Annotated in this window: 17 protein-coding genes; 10 read left to right on the top strand and 7 right to left on the bottom strand. The window is 60.3% G+C overall.

Going from position 1 to position 19,384, the window contains the following annotated elements:
* The first annotated feature begins 201 nt into the window (after nucleotides 1–201).
* The 4 genes from L1073_RS02540 to L1073_RS02525 all read left to right on the top strand — a co-directional run bounded on the left by L1073_RS02540 (nucleotide 202) and on the right by L1073_RS02525 (nucleotide 6,002).
* Nucleotides 202–1,734 (top strand): glucan biosynthesis protein G, encoded by a 1,533-nt coding sequence (locus tag L1073_RS02540; protein WP_246896682.1) that lies wholly within the window; start codon nucleotides 202–204, stop codon nucleotides 1,732–1,734.
* A complete protein-coding gene (gene mdoH / locus L1073_RS02535) occupies nucleotides 1,727–4,228 on the top strand; it encodes a glucans biosynthesis glucosyltransferase MdoH (protein WP_246896681.1) in 2,502 nt (833 codons plus the stop codon). The genes L1073_RS02540 and mdoH overlap by 8 nt, the downstream gene beginning before the upstream one ends.
* 108 nt (nucleotides 4,229–4,336) lie before the next feature.
* Nucleotides 4,337–4,579, top strand: coding sequence for a GlsB/YeaQ/YmgE family stress response membrane protein (locus L1073_RS02530; protein WP_246896680.1), 243 nt, complete (start codon nucleotides 4,337–4,339; stop codon nucleotides 4,577–4,579).
* 136 nt (nucleotides 4,580–4,715) lie between these two features.
* Entirely contained in the window at nucleotides 4,716–6,002 is a 1,287-nt protein-coding gene (locus L1073_RS02525) for an acyltransferase family protein (protein WP_246896679.1), read from the top strand.
* A 139-nt stretch (nucleotides 6,003–6,141) separates the two neighbouring features.
* Here L1073_RS02525 and gabT read toward each other — a convergent pair whose 3' ends face one another.
* Nucleotides 6,142–7,422 carry a 4-aminobutyrate--2-oxoglutarate transaminase gene (gabT, locus tag L1073_RS02520; protein WP_246896678.1) on the bottom strand — a complete coding sequence of 427 codons (1,281 nt, stop codon included), beginning with the start codon at nucleotides 7,420–7,422 and terminating at the stop codon, nucleotides 6,142–6,144.
* Nucleotides 7,423–7,435: 13 nt separating this feature from the next.
* Complete coding sequence (locus L1073_RS02515; protein ID WP_246896677.1) at nucleotides 7,436–8,884, bottom strand: NAD-dependent succinate-semialdehyde dehydrogenase; 1,449 nt, start codon at nucleotides 8,882–8,884, stop codon at nucleotides 7,436–7,438.
* A 203-nt stretch (nucleotides 8,885–9,087) separates the two neighbouring features.
* Here L1073_RS02515 and L1073_RS02510 point away from each other — a divergent pair, with 203 nt between their 5' ends.
* The 3 genes from L1073_RS02510 to L1073_RS02500 all read left to right on the top strand — a co-directional run bounded on the left by L1073_RS02510 (nucleotide 9,088) and on the right by L1073_RS02500 (nucleotide 13,737).
* Nucleotides 9,088–11,544 carry a DUF1266 domain-containing protein gene (locus tag L1073_RS02510; RefSeq protein ID WP_246896676.1) on the top strand — a complete coding sequence of 819 codons (2,457 nt, stop codon included), beginning with the start codon at nucleotides 9,088–9,090 and terminating at the stop codon, nucleotides 11,542–11,544.
* Nucleotides 11,545–11,826: 282 nt separating this feature from the next.
* Nucleotides 11,827–12,441, top strand: coding sequence for a C40 family peptidase (locus L1073_RS02505; RefSeq protein WP_246896673.1), 615 nt, complete (start codon nucleotides 11,827–11,829; stop codon nucleotides 12,439–12,441).
* 102 nt (nucleotides 12,442–12,543) lie between these two features.
* Nucleotides 12,544–13,737 (top strand): MFS transporter, encoded by a 1,194-nt coding sequence (locus L1073_RS02500; RefSeq protein WP_246896671.1) that lies wholly within the window; start codon nucleotides 12,544–12,546, stop codon nucleotides 13,735–13,737.
* 10 nt (nucleotides 13,738–13,747) lie between these two features.
* On the opposite strand, the gene msrA is transcribed toward L1073_RS02500, so the two are convergent.
* The gene (gene msrA / locus L1073_RS02495) at nucleotides 13,748–14,350 is read right to left on the bottom strand and encodes a peptide-methionine (S)-S-oxide reductase MsrA (RefSeq protein WP_246896669.1); all 603 of its coding nucleotides are present in this window, start codon (nucleotides 14,348–14,350) and stop codon (nucleotides 13,748–13,750) included.
* A gap of 86 nt (nucleotides 14,351–14,436) precedes the next feature.
* Here msrA and L1073_RS02490 point away from each other — a divergent pair, with 86 nt between their 5' ends.
* On the top strand, nucleotides 14,437–15,111 hold the full coding sequence (locus tag L1073_RS02490) for a CDP-alcohol phosphatidyltransferase family protein (protein ID WP_246896668.1): 675 nt from the start codon (nucleotides 14,437–14,439) through the stop codon (nucleotides 15,109–15,111).
* Between the two features lie 71 nt (nucleotides 15,112–15,182).
* On the opposite strand, the gene L1073_RS02485 is transcribed toward L1073_RS02490, so the two are convergent.
* Nucleotides 15,183–15,671, bottom strand: a complete 489-nt coding sequence (locus L1073_RS02485; RefSeq protein WP_246896666.1) for an FKBP-type peptidyl-prolyl cis-trans isomerase — start codon at nucleotides 15,669–15,671, stop codon at nucleotides 15,183–15,185.
* 266 nt (nucleotides 15,672–15,937) lie between these two features.
* Between L1073_RS02485 and L1073_RS02480 the strand changes: the two genes are divergently transcribed.
* A complete protein-coding gene (locus tag L1073_RS02480) occupies nucleotides 15,938–16,222 on the top strand; it encodes a hypothetical protein (RefSeq protein WP_246896664.1) in 285 nt (94 codons plus the stop codon).
* 69 nt (nucleotides 16,223–16,291) lie between these two features.
* On the opposite strand, the gene L1073_RS02475 is transcribed toward L1073_RS02480, so the two are convergent.
* From L1073_RS02475 to L1073_RS02465, 3 genes are all read right to left on the bottom strand, one after another.
* Entirely contained in the window at nucleotides 16,292–17,281 is a 990-nt protein-coding gene (locus L1073_RS02475; protein WP_246896662.1) for a lipid A deacylase LpxR family protein, read from the bottom strand.
* 147 nt (nucleotides 17,282–17,428) lie between these two features.
* Nucleotides 17,429–17,896, bottom strand: a complete 468-nt coding sequence (locus tag L1073_RS02470) for an outer membrane lipoprotein (protein ID WP_246896661.1) — start codon at nucleotides 17,894–17,896, stop codon at nucleotides 17,429–17,431.
* A gap of 110 nt (nucleotides 17,897–18,006) precedes the next feature.
* A complete protein-coding gene (locus L1073_RS02465) occupies nucleotides 18,007–18,471 on the bottom strand; it encodes a DUF6314 family protein (RefSeq protein ID WP_246896660.1) in 465 nt (154 codons plus the stop codon).
* A 28-nt stretch (nucleotides 18,472–18,499) separates the two neighbouring features.
* On the opposite strand from L1073_RS02465, the gene L1073_RS02460 reads away from it, so the two are divergent.
* Nucleotides 18,500–19,375 (top strand): EamA family transporter, encoded by an 876-nt coding sequence (locus L1073_RS02460; RefSeq protein WP_246896659.1) that lies wholly within the window; start codon nucleotides 18,500–18,502, stop codon nucleotides 19,373–19,375.
* The last annotated feature ends 9 nt before the right edge of the window (nucleotides 19,376–19,384 follow it).

Raw genomic sequence — 19,384 nt, 5'->3', positions numbered from 1 at the left:
CTCACGCAATTCGCATCGTCTCTGGAACTTTTATCTTCGTTGAGTGTATTGCATAGACTAGTGTGTTCAGACGAAGAATGTGACGTAAAGGGGTGATTTCCCCCTGAAAAGCCGCAAGGGAGTAGTAATGTGAGCGTACCGAATCGACATTTTTTGACGGCAATTTCCTCGCGCCGTTGTAGTCGCCCTCTCGCGGGCGTAATGGGCGTATGGTTGGCCTTCGCGGCGCAGGCGTGTTTTGCCTTTGGCTTTGAAGATGTGATCAAGAAAGCCGAGAAACTTTCCGAGCAGGGGTATCAATCACCCGGAGCCAACCTGCCGGAATCGCTGAGCAACCTGGAGTATTCCGACTACGCCAAGATTCACACCAAAGATGGTCACGCGCTGTGGGAAGACGAGGATCTACCCTTCAATCTCGCTTTCTTTCATGAAGGGATGCACTACGACACCCCGGTGAAGATGCACACCGTGGTGGATGGTGAGGTAGAAGACCTTTCCTTCGATCCCGACGACTTCACTTACGGCGATCTGGATATTCCCGATGAAGATCTCGAGGACCTCGGGTTTGCGGGATTCAAGGTCACCAATGCGCTCAATGACGCTGAGCACATGAATGAAATCATGGCCTTTCAGGGGGCAAGTTATTTCCGTACCTTGGGGCGTGATCAGACCTATGGCGCGTCCGGCCGTGGACTGGCGATCGATACGGCGTTACCCAGTGGGGAGGAGTTCCCCGCGTTTCGTGAGTTCTGGGTCGTCAAGCCGAACAACGATAGCCAATACCTGACGGTGTTCGCCCTGCTCGACTCGCCGAGCCTGTCCGGCGCTTATCGTTTCGTTCTCCGCCCTGGCGAAGACACCGTCGTCGACGTGACATCGCGGCTTTTCATGCGTAACGCCGTGGAAAAGCTGGGGGTCGCACCGCTGACGAGTATGTACCTATACGGCCCTGGCCAGCCCACGGATTCACTCAACTATCGGCCGGCGATTCACGATTCCAATGGCTTGTTGGTGCACGACGCAGGCAAAAAATCAGAAGGGAGCGAGGAAGACTGGGTCTGGCGCCCGCTTGCCAATCCCGACAAGTTGATGGTCAATGAGCAGGATGTCGAGTCCCTCAAGGGCTTCGGATTGCTGCAGCGCAGTCACGACTTTCATGATTATGAAGATCTCACGGACCGCTATGATCGTCGTCCAAGCGTGTGGGTCGAGCCTCAGGGCGATTGGGGAAAAGGCCAGATCGAATTGATCCAGATCCCCACGCCCGACGAGACCAACGATAATATCGTCACTATGTGGAAGCCCGACGAAGCGCCGGAATCGGGTGATGAACTCGACTTCGATTACCGCATGTACTGGACGACGCACGAAGCCAAGTTCCATAGCCCTGATCTGTCCTGGGCCGATCAGACGCGCCGCTCCCAAGGCGAGGTGCGTAAGGACAACCTGGTACGTGAGAGCGATGGGTCGCTGGCTTTCATCGTCGATTTCAAGGGGCCGGGTCTGGAGTCGATCGAGGACGGCGAAGATATGGAGGTCGATGCCGATATCGGCGACAACGGCGAACTGGTCGAAAGCCGTGTCGTACCCAATGACGCCGAAGGCGGTTGGCGCATGTTCGTGCGCGTCAAGCGCAGCGATGACAGTAAACCGCTGGATATTCGTGCCTTCTTGAAGGATGGGGACGAACGGCTTTCGGAAACTTGGTATTACCGGCTCCCTGCCAATGGTTGATACACAAGCCGATACGGTGACTGGCGATTATCTCGAACGCCTGGCGCAGGAAACGGACTCCCGTAAGGTGCGCCGCGAGCTACTCGCCAGTCGCCTCGATGAACAGGACATGGAAGGCTTGCACTCGAGTCTCGGCGCGCGCGAGGTCGCGGAGGATGATCCGGCCGCGACGTCGGTGGGCGCGCGTCTGTCGCTGGCGTATAGCGCCCGTCCGTTGGCGCCGCCCACCGTGCTCACGACCGATGCGCAAGGCATCACACGGCTTTGTACTATGCCGCCGATGACGCGCACCCCCTTGGGGCCGGAACCCTGGGCGACCAACCCGTTCGTTCGCTTTGGGCAACGAGTGCGAAAGTGGATCGAGCGTGGATTTCGGCGTCGGCATAAGGCTAAGCCTGAAGCTTCTCCGACACCACGTTGGCAAAAAGTCGGCATGCTGCGGCGCAGGGTCCTGTTGATCCTGGTAGTGGGGCAGAGCCTGGTCGCGGCGGAATACATGCGTTCGGTGTTGCCTTATCAAGGCAAGCAAGCGCTTGAGATTGCCATCCTGACGCTGTTCGTGCTGTTGTTTTGCTGGGTTTCGGCGGGGTTCTGGACGGCCCTCATGGGGTTCTTCCAACTGTTGCGTGGACGCGACCGTTACGCCATCGACGCCCGTGACGTGGAGGCCGATGCGCCGATCGAGGAGACGGCGCGTACGGCTTTGGTCGTGCCCATCTGCAACGAAGACGTTGCGCGCGTCTTTGCCGGCGTGCGGGCCACGCTCGAGTCGCTGCGCGATAGCGGCCAGGAACGCCACTTCGACCTGTTCATCCTGAGCGATAGCTTCGACCCTGAACTGGCGATTGCGGAGACGCACGCCTGGCTGGCGTTGTGCCGTGAACTGGGTGCCTTCGACCGAGTCTTCTATCGACGCCGCCAGCGCCGCATGAAGCGCAAGAGCGGCAATATCGACGACTTCTGCCGCCGTTGGGGCGCCAATTACCGCTATATGTTGGTGCTGGATGCCGACAGCGTCATGAGCGGTGCGTGTTTGACGCGTCTGGTGCGGTTGATGGAAGCGCATCCCAAAGCGGGGATCATCCAGTCCGCGCCGCGTGCCTCCGGCCGTCTAAACCTCTATGCGCGTATGCAACAGTTCGCCACGCGTGTCTACGGGCCGCTGTTCACGGCGGGGCTGCATTTCTGGCAGTTGGGCGAGTCACATTACTGGGGGCATAATGCGATCATTCGCCTGGCCCCCTTCATGCGCCACTGCATGTTGGCGCCGTTGCCGGGGAAAGGCTCGCTGTCCGGGGAAATCCTGTCTCACGATTTCGTCGAAGCGGCGTTGATGCGCCGCGCGGGATGGGGTGTGTGGATCGCCTACAACCTGGATGGCAGTTACGAAGAGATGCCCCCCAATCTCCTCGACGAGCTCAATCGCGATCGCCGCTGGTGTCACGGCAACTTGATGAACTTTCGCCTGTTTCTGGCCAAGGGTATTCATCCCGTGCATCGTGCGGTCTTCCTGACCGGCGTGATGTCGTATATATCGGCACCGTTGTGGTGCTTGTTTTTGATCTTGTCGACTGCCTTGCTGGCGGTGCATACGTTGAGTACACCTCAGTATTTCCCCGAGCCGGGCATGATGTTCCCCGTCTGGCCACAGTGGAATCCGACTCTGGCGGTGGGGCTGTTTTCGGCGACGGCGACGCTGTTGTTTTTGCCCAAGGTGCTCAGCGTGATCCTGGTCATCGCCCAAGGCTCCAAGGAGTTCGGTGGCGGCTTGCGTTTATTTGCGAGCATGGTGCTGGAATCGCTGTTTTCCATGCTGATGGCGCCGGTGCGAATGCTCTTCCATACGCGCTTCGTACTGACGGCGCTTCTGGGACGCGCCATACAGTGGCGTTCGCCGTCGCGTGATAACAGCGATACGCCGTGGAGTGATGCCGTGCGTCACCACGGCGTTCAGACGCTCATCGGAGCGGTATGGGCCGTGGGCGTGTATTACATGGAACCGACCTTTCTCTGGTGGTTGGCGCCGATCGTCGGCGCCTTGATGGTGTCGATTCCCGTTTCGGTTCTTTCCAGCCGTGTGTCGCTGGGGCGCTGGTGTCAGCATGCGCGCTTGTTTCGTATTCCCGAAGAGACGCATCCTCCGCGTGTGCTGCGGCGCATGGTGCGGCATCTGAAACGCATGCGCGCTCAGCAGGCGGCGACGCCCACCTTCGTGCAGGTGGTCGTCGATCCCATGGCCAATGCGCTCGGGTGTGCGCTGGCCACGAGCCGACATGGCGTCTCGGCGCTTCTGCGGCGGCGTCGAGAGGAACGAGTCAGGGCGATCGTCACCGAGAACCCCGGCAAAGTGCAGCCCGCAACCCAACTGAACTTTCTCGACGACCCCGTGCTGCTGTCGATGCTGCATCACTGGGTATGGACATCGCCCGACGCACATCCGGACTGGCGTGAACTCGGTACGCCGACGCCTGTCTCATGGCGAGTGCCAGGATGAGACGAGGGGACAAAGTTATCGCCGTTGGCCTAGCTGCTATGCTGGAGACGATGTCTGTAAGTGGTTTGTCGTGTAGCGTCGCATTCAAGGAAAGAAGGAGATGAAGGAATGAGCATCATTTTGTGGTTGATCATCGGCGGCTTGGCCGGCTGGATTGCTGGCAAGATCATGCGCGGTGGCGGCTTCGGTATCCTCGGCAACATTGGGGTGGGCATCGTGGGCGCGGTGATCGGCGGTTTCCTCTTCAGTCTACTGGGACTTGCGCAGACCAATATTATCGGCTCGTTGATCATGGCCGTGATTGGTGCGGTGGTGCTGCTGTGGATCGTGGCCAAGATCCGCAAGTCGTAGTGCGTCGTGAGTTACCGACCCGCTGAAGAATGTTCGTTGCATACGGAAAACGAATGACGTATTGCCCCGATCCCGTTGAGAGGTCGGGGCTTTTCATGGATGCCGTGCCCCCGGAACTGCTGTGAGATGAGCGCTTATGGACAAGACGCAACAGACAGCCCAGAAGGAACGCTTTATCGGTCTGGAGTGGTTACGCTTCGCACTCGGGCTTTATATCGTTATTTTCCATACCCTGCATACCTATCCATCGATCAGTGACTGGTCGCATTACGTGACGGATATCGGTTTTTTCTCGACGAGTACTTTTTTCGTGCTGTCGGGCTTCTTGCTGACCCATGTGTACCTCGATGAGCGTCGCCAACTGCGCGAGCCGGCGCGAAGTTTCTGGATCAAGCGCTTCTCGAACTTGTATCCGATTCATATCGGCTCGCTGGTGCTGGCGATCAGCATGTCGGCACTGATCGGGTATCTGGCGATTACGCCGGAAGATGCCGATATGTCATGGCGTTTCGTGCTCTACGACGTCAACAACGATCTAGGCGAAACCCCGGATGTCCTCAAACACTTCATGGGCAATGGCGAGCTTGCGCTCAATCTAGTACTCAATGTCGGGTTACTGCATGCCTGGAACCCGTATTATCTGACTTTCAATCCGCCGTCCTGGTCGATTTCGGCGCTGATGGGCTTTTATCTGGTCTTCCCGTGGCTGGCGCCGCGCCTATTTCGTCTTCGTCGCGTGGGACGCGCCTTGGTATTGACCAATCTGCTGTACCTGATTCCACCACTGATTGTCATTGCCATGACGGACTTCGGTATGCCCGAAACGGGGATCCTGCACCGCAATCCGTTGATACGCTTGCCTGAATTCGTGGCGGGGATACTACTGTGCGTATGGTATACCCGCTATCGCGCGGCGGGTGGCTGGCTGAGTGGTGGGCAGCGCCTGATGCTGACGTTCTTCGTAGCGATTTGTGTGTTGCTGGCGGTCTGGTTATTGGGCCATGGGCATGCTTGGTACTACATGCTTCATAATGGCCTGTTATTGCCCGCGCAGTTAGCGCTCATTCTGCTGGCGACACAGTGGCGTACGCCCGAGAGTCGCCGTGTCCGTCGCTTGGCGAGCCGGCTGGGTGGGGCATCGTTGCCGATGTTTGCGCTGCACGTTCCGCTGTTTGTGATCTTCACGCGAATCGAGCGCGTGATCGTGGGCGACCCGGCACTCTGCACGAGCGGATTTCGTGCCTGTTTCGACGCTGCCGGTGATAGCTCCGTGCTGTTCTATCCGTTGTATCTCTTGCTGATGGTGCTGTTCTGCGTGATGTTTCAGGAGCAGTTCGTACTCCGGGTACGCAATGCCATGCAGCGGTGGCTACTGCCGAAAGTGGGATCGCCACCGTCGCATACCGAGAAGGTGGCGCGCTGACGTCGCTGCTCGGCTCGAACACTCTGGCTTTAACAACGAAGGGGCGCCATTGGCATGGCGCCCCTTCTTGTCATGAGCACGCGTTGTCATGAGCACGCGTTGTCATGAGCACGCGTTGTCATGAGTGCGCGCGAGTCGTTTACGCGTGGTTCAGCTCCTTGAGGCAGGCTTCGACGATGTCCAGGCCTTCCTGGAGTACGTCGTCCTCGATGGTGACCGGCATCAAGAAACGCAGGGTGTTGCCGTAAAGGCCGCAGGACAGCAGGATCAGCCCCTTCTCGCGCGCCTTCTTGCACAGCGCTCCGGTCAACTCTGCATCCGGCGTGTGCTTGTCCTTGTCGGCGACTACGTCGAAGGCGGCCATGGCCCCCAGGTGGCGGACATTGTCGACGCAGGCGAAGTCTTGCTGCCATTTTGTGAAGCGCTCGCCCAGCTTGTCACCCAGCGCCTGGCTCTTCTCGAGAATCTTCTCCTCTTCGAAGACTTCCAGCACCGCCAGCGTGGCGGCGCAGGAGACCGGGCTGCCGGTGTAGGTACCGCCTAGCGAGTTACCGCCAGAAGCGTCCATGACCGTGTCGGTGCCGACCACGGCGGAGATCGGCATGCCGTCGGCCATACTCTTGGCCATGGTGATGATGTCGGGCTCGACGCCGCTGTGTTCGATGGCGAACAACTTGCCGGTGCGACCGAAGCCGGACTGGACCTCATCGACGATCATCAGCATGCCGTGCTCGTCGCAGATCTCGCGGACCGCCTTGAGGAAGCTGGTCGACGCCGCGTAGAAGCCGCCTTCGCCGAGGACTGGCTCGAGCACGATGGCTGCGGTATCACGCGGGTTGGCATCGGTCTTGAGCGTCATCTTCAGGCCGTTTAGCGCGTCTTCCTCGCTGACGCCGTGATAAGGCACCGGGTAGGGCGCACGGAAGACGTTGCCCGGCATGCTGCCGAAGTCGGTGGCGTAGGGCGCGACTTTGCCGTTCATGGCCATGGTCATGAAGGTCCGGCCATGATAGCCGCCGGTGAAGCAGATGACGTTGTCGCGCCCGGTCGCTGCGCGGGCCACCTTGACAGCGTTCTCCAGCGCCTCGGCCCCAGAGTTGGCGAGCATTACCTTGCCATGGCCGCGTACCGGGGTGAGCTGGCTGAGTTTTTCGGCGACTTTCACATAGCCTTCATAGGGCATCACCGTCTGACAGGTGTGCATCACCTTGTCGAGCTGGTCCTTGACCGCCTGCACCACCTTGGGATGACGGTGGCCGACGTTGAGCACGCCGATGCCACCGGCGAAGTCGATGATGCGATTGCCGTCGGCATCCCAGATCAGGGCGTTCTCGGCGCGCTCGGCAAACTGGGTCGCCGGGCTTGCGGCGCCGCTGGCGACATAGCGTGTCTTGAGTTCATTGAGCTGTGCGTTGTTCATGCTTGCCTCCTTGTCAAAGTCCGCCCATGCAGACGTATTTTAGCTCGGTGTATTCCTCGAGACCGTGATGAGAGCCTTCACGGCCCAGTCCGGACTCCTTGATGCCGCCGAAGGGCGCCAGCTCGGTCGATAGAAGCCCTTCGTTGATGGCGACCATGCCGTATTCGAGGCCCTCCATCACATGCCATATACGTCGATAGTCGCGCGCATAGACATAGGCGGCAAGGCCGAATTCGGTGGCATTGGCCATGGCAATGGCCTGGGCCTCGTCGGTGAAACGAAAGACCGGCGCCACGGGGCCGAATGTCTCTTCGTGGGCGACATGCATGTCGTCGGTGACATCGGCGAGCAGGGTCGGTTGGAAGAAGGTACCGCCCAACGCGTGCGGTTCGCCACCACATACCAAGCGTGCGCCTTTGGATCGGGCATCGGCAATATGTGCCTGCACCTTGTCGATGGCGGCGGCATTGATCAAGGGGCCTTGGGTCACGTCGTCGTCGAGACCGTTACCGACCTTGAGTTGTGCGATGCGCTCGGCGAACTTGGCGATGAAGGCGTCGTAGATGCCGTCTTGCACCAGGAAGCGGTTGGTGCACACGCAGGTCTGCCCGGAATTGCGGAACTTGGAGGCGATGGCGCCCTCCACGGCAGCATCCAGATCGGCATCGTCGAAGACGACGAAGGGGGCATTGCCGCCTAGTTCCATGGATGCTTTCTTGACCGTCTCGGCACATTGCGCGAGCAAGCGCTTACCGACCGGTGTCGAGCCGGTGAACGAGACCTTGCGTACTCGGGGGTCGGTGGTCAGCACGTGACCGATCTCGGCGGGCTTTTCGGCAGTAAGCACGTTGATGACCCCTGCGGGTAGCCCAGCATCATCGGCGAGCTTGGCCAATGCCAGAGCGGTTAGCGGGGTGGCTTCCGCGGGCTTGATCACTACCGGGCAGCCGGCCGCCAAGGCCGGGGCGCATTTGCGGGTAATCATCGCCAGTGGGAAGTTCCAGGGCGTAATCGCTGCCACTACGCCGATCGGTTCGCGCATGACGAGAATACGTTTGTCGGCGCCGTGGCCGGGCAAGGTCTCGCCAGCGATGCGCTTGGCTTCCTCGGCGTAGTATTCGATGAAGCTGGCCCCGTAGGCGATCTCGCCACGCGATTCAGAGAGGGGTTTGCCCTGTTCCAGGGTCATGAGTTGTGCCAGGGCTTCGCGGTGGGCCATGACACGCTCGAACCAGGCACGCAACAAGGACGCGCGCTCCTTGGCGGGGCGTTTGCGCCATGCCGGCCAAGCGGCTTCGGCGGCGGTGATGGCATCGCGTGCATCGGTGGCGCCCAGGTCGGGTACCTCGGCCAGGGTTTCGCCCGTGGCAGGGTCGGTGACGGCGAAACGGCGCTCGCTATCGCGCCATTCGCCGCCGATGTAGGCGCGGTCGATCAAAATATTGGGTGTTGGCTGACTCATGGAAGCCTCCGGGTGAAGCATGATTCATCGCTATCGTTTGATGGCGTGTGCATTATTTAAAACACTTGGCCGAGGTGGCGTCCAGCGATTTTTCGTATCCCTGCGCAGTCAGGTTATCGTGCCTTGCGTATCGGCGACACCAGTCTCTTTCCGGTACACTATGGCGCCGTTGTGTGAATGCCGAGTCATGAGTGAGGTGCGTCTTGATCGATCCTCTTAACGCCTGGTGGGCCCAGCAATTGGTGCTGTGCGGCTGGGCGTTTGATCCCGAACCGTTGAGTGTGCCGCCCGAGACGGCGCAGGCACGCCTAGCGTTGTTGGACGTGCGCGAACGGGGAGAGCTCGGCTGGCGTCTGGCCGAAGCGTGCATGCCGGGGCAGGGCGAGGCCTTGCGCCAGCTACAAGCACTTGAGCTGCTGGCGTTGTCGGGCTCTGCCGGTTGGCTGGACGCTACCCGATCCCAGGCCTGGGCAGAGTGGATTGCTGCCGACATCCAGGCGCATCATGCCTCGCTGGATGCATGGCTTGCGGCGTTGCGCCACGAGCGAGGGCAAATCGACTGGACGCATGACGATGACGGCTTTCTCGAGGCCTGCGAAGCATTGTCGCAACTCGAGCGCGAAGCGGCCGGCGTCACTTGGGAGGTACTCGCCGAGTGGCTGTCAGACCGGCCTCGTGAGTTGCCGTGGCCGGTCGAGCAGAATGCTGGCGTATGGCGGTTGCGCGCGGTCTTCGCCCCCGTACTGACCGCGACGTGCGATGCGCGCCTGGACTGGCCGGGGGTTGAGCGCTGGTTGGCCGATGTCTGGCAGATCGACGGGCGTGATGAATTGATTCGCATGCTGCTGTGGTTGGGCGGTCAAGGGCATCGTTATACATGGGATCTCGATGCTGCGCGTTTGACCCCCAAGGGCAAAAGCGCTCGACGTCAGTGGCGGGAATCTCTCGGCGAAGCGGGTGACTACGGCCAGATAATGCTGACATTCATCGATGGCGGAGAGCCACTGGAATGGGCGGCGTGGGATTGGCTGCGGCTGGCGGATCTCGCCTATGCGGGCTGGAACGCAGGCTGGCTCGATGTACGGGAAGCCGAGGCATTTGCCGCGCACGCAGGTGATCTGTTGATGCGCCGGTATCGCGACTGGACGGCTGTCGCCAAGGCGTATCAGCGTGGACGTAGTCTTTTCGAGGGGGTCGATCGGCGTGCGAATTTCGCGCGTGATTGGGACGTCTTGTTGCGTTCACGGTCGAGCCCCTGGCAGGTGACGCTCGAGGCGCTGCTGGACGACGCCCAGCGGGAGGCTTCGCGGCAGGCGATACGCGGTTGGCGCGCGCCGGCGTGGCACTGGGTCCTGGCGTTGGCGGCGATGCGTGAACCCGATCTGCTGTACCGGCAGGGCATCGACCGTTCTCCGGATGCGCAGCAGCGAGACGAGGCGCGTCGTTATCTGCGGGACACGCTGGGTCTCGAACCTGCCATGGGCACGGCCGGTCTGGCCAGTTTGTGGCTGCCCGGGCAGGTGCATCATCTCAATCAACTGGCCGCCGATGCCGCCCACGGTGCATTGCCTGCGACGCAAACCCCTTTTGGGCATGCGATGTCGGAGGCCGTGCGACTCCGCAATGGGCTCAAGCACTGCGCGCGCCATGCGGCGACGATTTTCATGGCGGAGAAATACGCCTTCTATTTGATGATGTGTGCCGACAGCGGCGATTACGACCGACGCGAGCTTGAGACGCTGGCGGAGTCGCTACGCGGCGTGTTGAGCCGCTTTTATAGTGGCCCCAAGGCGCTGATCGAGGCGTGGGCGACATGGGAGGCGGCGCTGCCAGAAGCGGAAGAGCCGTCTCTGGTGGCGGAAATTCGTTGGCACCTCGATGACGCTGGAAGCCCCTTCCATTGGCTCGACTGGCGCCATGGCACCTGGACTGAACCCGGCGAGCGCTTGTCGTTGCCGCGCTTCACGGCGCTGGCGTTGGTCGGGCCTCTCAATGCCCCTGTCTGGAGCGCCCCGGGCCCTGAAGTCGGCAGCGAGCGTGAGGAGCTTCGCGAATGGCTCGATAGCCACTATGGGGTGTTGTCGTCGGAAGCGCTCAAGGAGTTCCTGGATTTCCTGATCGAGGCGGGCGACCGTCAGGAATATCAGATCAACTATGCGCCTTACACGCTCAATGCCGCGCGCTTGCGTGAGGAAGTCGCGATCATCGAATCCGGTGAGTGCAGCGAGGATGATCGCAATCATCTGTTGCGCCTGCGGCGCGTCGAGAATAATGCGTCGGGGTGCAACGAGTACGACATGGCCGCCTGGGATGTGGCCCAGGCCGTCGATCTCGCCATTGCCGGGCGACAGATGGGGTGGCTGTCGGGGATGGAGTTCGACGCTCTGGTGGAGCGCGCCGCTCACTTGGCGCAATCGCACTATGCGAGTTGGTACGATTATGCTCGAGGGCTGTACGCGGGCTTTTCCTTCTTCATGGGCGAGACCGAGGAGCGGGAGGCATTCCTGCAGGGATTTGGCGAGGCACTGACCGCCTGGTTGACGGCTGCGCCACCGCTGGCTGGTAGCTGGGCGAGTCTCGATTTTCCGGGTGCCCCTGCACGTCACTGGGCGCCTCTGCATATCGATACCCTGCCGGGTGATGCGCGGACGCTGCACTGATCGGGCAGGGCATCGGGATGAAACATTTCGTATCCCGCTTACGAGAGCTCTCGTCAAAAGGCGGGAGTTTCTCTATCATCGTTTCGGTCATGATGCCCTCCAGTGGGCACACGGCATGTTAACGAGTCGAGTCTAGGCCGCTCTGGCGGTGGCACCTGCGATGTGCGCCACCACCACAGCGACCCCCTCGCCAGGTAGTGCCTAGCAAGGCAGGGCGCCTTGCATTCATGCAAGCGCCCCGAGGCATCCGCGAGGTTGAATACGTGTGATGAGGTCGCTTGGATGCTTCGAATCATGGCATTGGGATGGGTGTTGGCCGCTCTGCTGAGTGGCTGTGCCACGCAAAGCCCGCAACATATCGCGCCACAATCGTCGTCCCTGTCCGCAGCCGCCAAAGTCGGCAAAGGTGCGCTGTCCAGCCGTGAATCTCTACTGACCACCTTTCGCGACAGCGACGTTCAGCGCGCGCTGGTATCACCGGCACGTATTCGCGAGGCGCTACTCTCCGAGCACCGGCGCTGGGTCGGGACCCCGTATCGCCTCGGCGGTACCACGCGACGCGGTATCGATTGCTCGGCGCTGATGCAGCATGTCTACAGTGAGGCGTTCCAGCTTTCCCTGCCGCGTACCACCGAACAGCAGATGCAAGAGGGACGACGCGTCCAGCGCAGCGAGCTGGAAGCCGGCGACTTGGTTTTTTTCCGTTCCCCTGGCCCTTACAACCATGTCGGCGTCTATGTCGACGACGGTTATTTCCTGCATGCTTCGACGTCACAGGGCGTCAAGCTGTCACGCCTCGATAATGTCTACTGGAATCGTCACTACTGGCAGTCACGGCGGCCCATGGATAGCACTCAGTTGGCGGCGCGTATCGATCGCCAACACCACGAAGGATGAGCGGCGAGCAGGCTTCGTCATGACTGGTCGACGGATTCACCTCGCGCCTTGTTTGTATAATGCGGCGCTGAAAGAGATCATGATGCACTCATGGAGGATGTCATGATCGAACCACGTACCCGCGCCTGGTGGCGCGCTACCCTGGCACTGTGCCTGGGCTCCTTTACCGTCTTCATCAATCTATACGTTGCCCAGCCATTGCTGCCCGCCATTCGCGAGAGTTTCGAGGTCTCGACGCTGGCTGCGGGCAGTGCGATGTCGGTGAGCATGTTGACGCTGGCATTGTCGCTACTTTTCTATGGACCGCTTTCCGATGCCATCGGCCGAGCCGCCATCATGCGTGTCACGCTGGTACTCGCCAGCTTTTGCACCTTGGTCATGGCCTTTGCGCCCAACTTCGCGAGTCTACTGGCCTTGCGTGCCTTGCAGGGGTTCTTGCTGGGCGGTTTGCCGGCGGTGGCGATTGCCTGGATGGGTGATGAATTCAACAAGCCGGCGCTGTTGCTGGCCGTCGGGCTCTATATCAGCGGTAACACGCTGGGTGGAATCGGCGGGCGCGTCATCGGCGGTACGGTTGCCGAACAGTGGGGATGGCATAGCAGTTTCGTGGCGGTCGCCTGTCTGAGCCTGGTATGTACCTGGATCTTCTGGCGTGCCTTGCCGCCTGCCCGAGAGTTCCGCCCCTCGCCGTTGCGCGTGGGACAGGCGGCGCGGGACATGCAGGGGCATTTGCGCGATCCCCGGTTGATTGCCGCCTACCTGATCGGCGGGTTCAACTTCTTCATCTTCCTCAATCAATACAGCTATGTGACGTTTCGGCTCAGCGAGACGCCGTTTGCTCTCACCTCGCAATGGCTGGGCCTGATTTTCCTGACCTATCTCGGCGGCACCGTGGGCTCGGCGCTGTCCGGGCGTATCGCGCAACGCTTGTCGCAACCGGCCTGCATGATGCTGGGTATCGGCATCCTGATGAGCGGCTCGTTACTCACGTTGATACCCACCTTGATTACGATCGTCGCTGGGCTGACGGTCAATGCCGTGGGATTCTTCCTGGCGCATTCGATGGCCTCGAGCTGGGTGGGGCGCCACGCCCAGCGCGCGCGGGGTAGTGCGTCGTCGCTGTATCTGGTGTTCTACTACCTGGGCGCCAGCCTCGGTGGTTTCTATCTGGAGCCGTTCTGGGCGCGCTGGCAATGGGGCGGCGTGATCGTTGCCTCGCTGCTGGTGTTGCTGGGAACCTTCAGCGTGGCGACTTGGCTGTGGCGTCGCGAGCGACGCATGCCGGCGACGACCTGAGCGCGTATTCTCAAGGTTTGCCGGCGTCATCGCCCCACACAGCTTCGAGACGCTCGTCTCGACCGCAACCGGCACGGTAGAAGCGGTAGCGCACGGGGTTCTTCTCGTAGAAATTCTGATGGTATTCCTCGGCGTCCCAGAAGGGAGCCTTGGGCTCGATGCGTGTCTTGACGTCGCGCTCGAAGCGCGTTTCCACGGCTTTTTTGGAGGCTTCGGCGAGGCGTCGCTGGCGCTGGTCGAGGGGGAAGATGGCACTGCGATATTGGCTGCCTACATCGCAGAATTGGCGTCCTTCGGCAAAGGGATCGATATTGTGCCAGAACACGTTGAGCAGCGTGTCGTAGTCGACGGCCTCGTCATCGTAGACGACCTTGACCGCCTCGGCATGGCCGGTAGTGCCGCTGCTGACCTGTTCGTAGGTGGGACGCTCGCTATCACCGCCTATATAGCCGGAGGTTGTCGAGACGACGCCTTCGAGTTTGTCGTAAGGTGGCTCCATGCACCAGAAACAGCCACCGGCGAAGATGGCCTCGCGTTGTGCGGCATGCGCCTGGGAGATGGGAACGACTGCAAGCGTTGTGAGTAGAGCTAACGCCATCACGGGAAAGCGCATCGTGAAGCTCCTGAACGTCGGGTTAATATGCCATGCTGATGCGATGAACATACATCAAGTCTACTCGAAAAATAGCGAGAACTCGCATGCTGGATAAATGGACGAACGCCTGGGTTGCGCCGGTACTGGCACGCTGCGCCATTGGCTTGGGGCGTCGTGGCGTGACGCCGACGCAACTGACGGTAGGCGGTTTTGCAATCGGTATGCTGGCGCTGCCGTTATTGGCTTATCAGGCCTATGGTCTGGCGCTGATGGCGATTGTCCTCAATCGCGTGTGTGACGGTCTGGATGGCGCCTTGGCGCGTCATCTGCAATGTCAGAGCGATGCCGGCGGATTTCTCGATATCGCCCTGGACTTCGTCTTCTATGCCGCCGTGGTATTGGGATTCGCGCTTGCCGATCCGGCGCAAAATGCCTTGCCAGCGGCTTTGCTGCTCTTCGCGTTCATGGGGACTGGCGCCTCGTTTTTGGCCTTTGCGATCGCCGCGACACGCCATGGCTTGGAGCGTCCGCATTTCGAGCACAAGGCGTTTTACTACCTGGATGGTTTGACCGAAGGTACCGAGACGATCATCGCCTTCGTCGTGTTCTGCCTGTGGCCGGCATATTTTCCCTGGTTGGCGGGCTGCTTCGCGCTGGCGTGCCTGCTGACGGCGGCGATGCGTATCGGGGGAGGCTACCGTGCCTTGAGCAGTGCTGAAGGTGGCTCCGGGGGATCGTTCGCGAAAGGTGCTGACGCGTCGAGAGATGAGCCAAGGTAAGCGGGGAGTAGATATGAAACGGGCGGCCCACAGGCCGCCCGTTTTTGCGTCAGGTGTTGCGAAGGAGCGTCTTAGTGCTCCTGTTCCTGATCGCCTTCACCGTGCACGTGGCCGTGTTCGGTTTCTTCCGCAGTGGCTTCACGCACTTCAGCGATCTCAACATCGAAATTCAATGTCTGACCAGCCAGCGGATGGTTGCCATCGACGGTGACGGTGTCGCCTTCGACCTGAGTGACCGTGACCATGAGCGGACCACCCTCGGTCTGCGCCTGGAACTGCATGCCCGGTTGAATATCGTCGACACCCTGGAAGGCATCGCGCGGCACTTCTTGCATCAGGCCGGGCTGTGTTTCACCGTAGCCTTCTGCCGGCTCGACGGTGACTTTGAGGTTCTCGCCGCTCTGACGGCCTTCCAGTTCTTTTTCCAGCCCTGGAATGATGTTGCCCGCGCCGTGCAGGTAAGTCAGAGGATCGCGGCCTTCCGAGCTGTCCAGCACTTCACCCTCGTTATTGGTAAGGGTGTAGTGGAAGGAAACCACGGAATTCTGGGCAATCTGCATGTTGAAGACCTTTCTGGGTGTATGTCGCCACCCATGGTAACGCGCTCACCCAAGTGTGTCAGGGGCCTCTCGGGGTTTTCATGTCCCCTTTGTGTTGCATGACGGTACTTCAAGCTGCATCGGGAACGAATTCAGCGCCGAGTGGTCTCCGAAAGAAGTGTCCTGCGTCAGGACGTCGCGCCGGTTGCGCGGTAAATGGGGGGACGGTACCCTGCCGATATTGGTGGAGCTGAAAGATTACCGACGTTGCCTATCAGGAGGCCAACATGACCGTAACGCTGATCTGGCTGATCGCTTTCGCCGTGATTCTGTTCCTGGCGCTGCGCGCGTGGGATTCTTCTCTTGGCAAGGTGGTCATGCGCCGCATTCCGCAGGCGTTGCAGCTAGGCGGTGACGATCGTTGGGTGTGGAGCATTGCCCTGGCCGTGTTGGGCGCCACCTTTATCGTCAACCCGATATCGATGTTATTGACGCTGATTCTCCTGGCGCTGTTTTTCTGGATCGCCAAGCGTTTGGGCTGCTGGTTGATGCGCCGCGTCAAATTACATTGACGAGACGAAAAGCCGTTTTGCGATAGATCAATGCCCCGTCAATGCGGGGCATTGTCGTTGCGGGAAATGTCATAGCCACAGCGAGAGCGTCAATGAGCCAAACTGGTCCCCTTCGTCTTGGGCTTCGAATTCGTGGGTCCGCCAGACGCTGGTGTAGGTGAGCTGCCAGCGGTCCCACGTCAAGGCGATACCGGCCAGCGCATCGCCGACCCATTGGCGGCGGTCCACTGAGTGGCTGTCCTCGAAGGTATTGCCGTCGAGCAACAGGTTGTGGGCCATGAAGCGGCCCTCGAGGCTCGCGAATGCATACCAGCCGAACCCTTGGCCGGGTGTGAAATGGCTTCTGCCACTTTGGGCGGGGGCGACGGCAGGTATGCCGGCGCTATTGCGTAGATTATCGCCGATACGCAGGCCTACGCCGCTTGCGGCATACGTATACAGGTTGCCGAGGGCAAAGCCGGCGTTGGGGCCGTATTCTACTTCCAGATTGCCGAGCGAGTCTTGCAGCCACCAACTGCGCTTGTAGGTCAGGTTGAGCACCGGCTCGTTGTGAAGCTGATGCGACCAGCCGTTGGGCTCATCGCTACCGATGAGGTGGTGAAAGTTCTTCTGGATGGCTTTCCCACCCGATGCCGGCCCGACGATGCCGACGTCGACGTGGAGATCGTCCGCCTGGCGCCAGCCGTTGTACTGACGGTCATCGAAGAGTGACACACCGGCATAGAGCAAACCCGCATAGGGTCGGTCGTTCTCGACGAGGTCCGAGCGGTCGATATCGTTTGGCGTGTAGATCTGCTGGCCGGCACGATAAGCCACGCCGTCGAGATCGGCGCCGGACCAGCCGGGCACGGCGTCGGCGAGACGTCGTGTCCAGTGCGCCTCGTCGGGCTTGAAAGACCAGTCGACTTCCAAACCATTGGTGTAGTGCCCGTCGTCACCGCTGGCGAAAAGATCATTCTCGCTCTTGATCGTCAGCATTCCGTCGGCCAGCACGGGGCTGGAGAAGGCTGTAAAGGCAAGCGCTGAAGCGAGATAGCCGAGCGTGCGTCCTGTGTTCATGAGACGGTTTTCCTGTCCGTGGCGTATTACAGTACATACGATAGCGGATGTAAAAAGATTCGGACAGGAAAAATTAGCGTGCTTTCAAAAGCTCATGCCCTCATCGGCGGCATGAGCCTTGTGACACTGGTTCATTAGTTCATTGGTTCAGTAGGGTGCGACGCTCAGACTGCCCCCACTGCCGATCATGCGTACTTGTTGTCCAACTTGCCAGTCGCGGTCAGCCTTCTGGACCACGACGACGGAATCGCCGCTATCGCGCCGAATTTCTAACTCCCAGGCCTGGGTACGATTGGCGGAGTCTTCGACCTTGCTGCCGGCGACGCTACCGCCGATGGCGCCGACCGCCGTGGCGATGGTGCGTCCGGATCCCCCGCCGACCTGGTTCCCCAGCAAACCACCCAGTACGGCACCGCCTAGGCCACCCAAAACGCCTTCGTTCTGATCGCCGGCTTGAATCTGCACCGGACGCACTGAAGTGATAGTGCCGTAAGTCACCGACTGTGCGGTTTCGGCTTGTCCGCTGCGATAGACATCGCCGGAATAGGGCGAGGTGTTGGCACAACCGGCCAGTGCCAATGTTCCGATGAGTGCTAAAGGAAGTAATGCTTTCATGCGACCTCCGTTGCTTGCCATACTGTTTTAAAACAGTGTTCTCAAACTATTCTAGCGCGTTGTGACGATGCCTGCCAGTGCTGGCGACGAAGACGTGTCGCTGCGCTGCGTTAATCGCCTGACTGCCGATAATGGTAGACGAGTCGCTCATCCTTGCGCGGTCCCGTGATATGCCATTCGAGTCGAAAGCCAGGGGGCTCGAGGTCGAGCCGGGCCTGGTAGGTATCGGCACCGCAGAGATGCGGCGACTTGCTGATCAATGTGGTCGCCGACTCGGCGACGAGGTCGAATAGCCAGACCGCCGCGTCGGGGCCACGGCGCTCGTGATAAAGCGCGATATGCTCAGGATGAAAATCCCAGCGATAGACGTTGCGAAATGCCACTTCGCGCGACTGTCCTTGAGGTAGGAAATGCCCCTGTTCGATGAAACGTACCCGGTCGGTGTGTGTCTCGGGCGTCACGACCCCAGCGCCCTGGCCGGACCAGACAACCTCGGAGGCGTGTCCCGAGCGCGACGTGAAACTCAGTCGATGAATACTAGGCAACAGGCGTGTCAGGCGTATAATAGCAGTCAACTTTAATTAATCCTGAGGTTAACCATAAATGGGGTATTTGATCGGGGTGACGGTACTCTGGGCATTTTCTTTTAGCCTGATCGGCGTCTACCTCTCCGGCCAGGTCGATAGTTATTTCGCGGTGCTCACCCGCATTGGGCTGGCGGCGGCGGTCTTTCTGATTTGGCTACGTCCGCAGCGTTTGCCGCTCGGGCACATAGTGGGACTGATGACCATCGGCGCCGTGCAGCTGGGGGCGATGTATATCGGCTTCTATCAGTCGTTTCTGTTGTTGAGCGTGCCGGAAGTCTTGATGTTCACGATCTTCACGCCACTCTATATCACCTTGATCGACGACATCCTCCAGGGGCGTTTCACACCATTCTATCTGCTTACCGCCGCGCTTGCCGTGCTTGGGGCGGCGGTCATTCGTTACGCCGACATCAGCGACGCCTATTGGGTCGGCTTCCTGGTGGTACAGAGTTCGAACCTATGCTTTGCGGTGGGGCAGGTCGCTTATCGTCATCTGGCGCCACGTTTGCCTCGGGAGATAGCGCATCGCCATGTCTTCGGCTGGTTCTACCTGGGAGCGTTGTGCGTAGCGCTACCGGCGTTCTGGCTGTTCGGCGATGTCACGGCATTGCCGACGACCTCCCTGCAGTGGGGTGTCCTGCTATGGCTAGGCGTCGTCGCGTCGGGGCTGGGTTACTTCCTGTGGAACAAGGGGGCTTGCCGCGTCGATGCCGGGACGCTGGCGATCATGAACAATGCCCTGGTGCCCGCCGGGTTGCTGGTCAATCTGCTGATCTGGAACCGCGATGCGGATGTGGGGCGTCTGGCGTTGGGCGGGGGCATACTGCTGGCCTCGCTGCTGATCAATACCTGGTGGCGCCGGCGTCATCAGGCGTCGCTTGGTATTGCGTGATAGCGTTGC

This window comes from Chromohalobacter nigrandesensis, from assembly GCF_023061285.1.
In the GTDB taxonomy this organism is placed as follows: Bacteria; Pseudomonadota; Gammaproteobacteria; order Pseudomonadales; family Halomonadaceae; genus Chromohalobacter; species Chromohalobacter nigrandesensis.
Note: the sequence above shows the minus strand (reverse complement) of the source record. Positions and strands in the feature narration are given on the sequence as shown.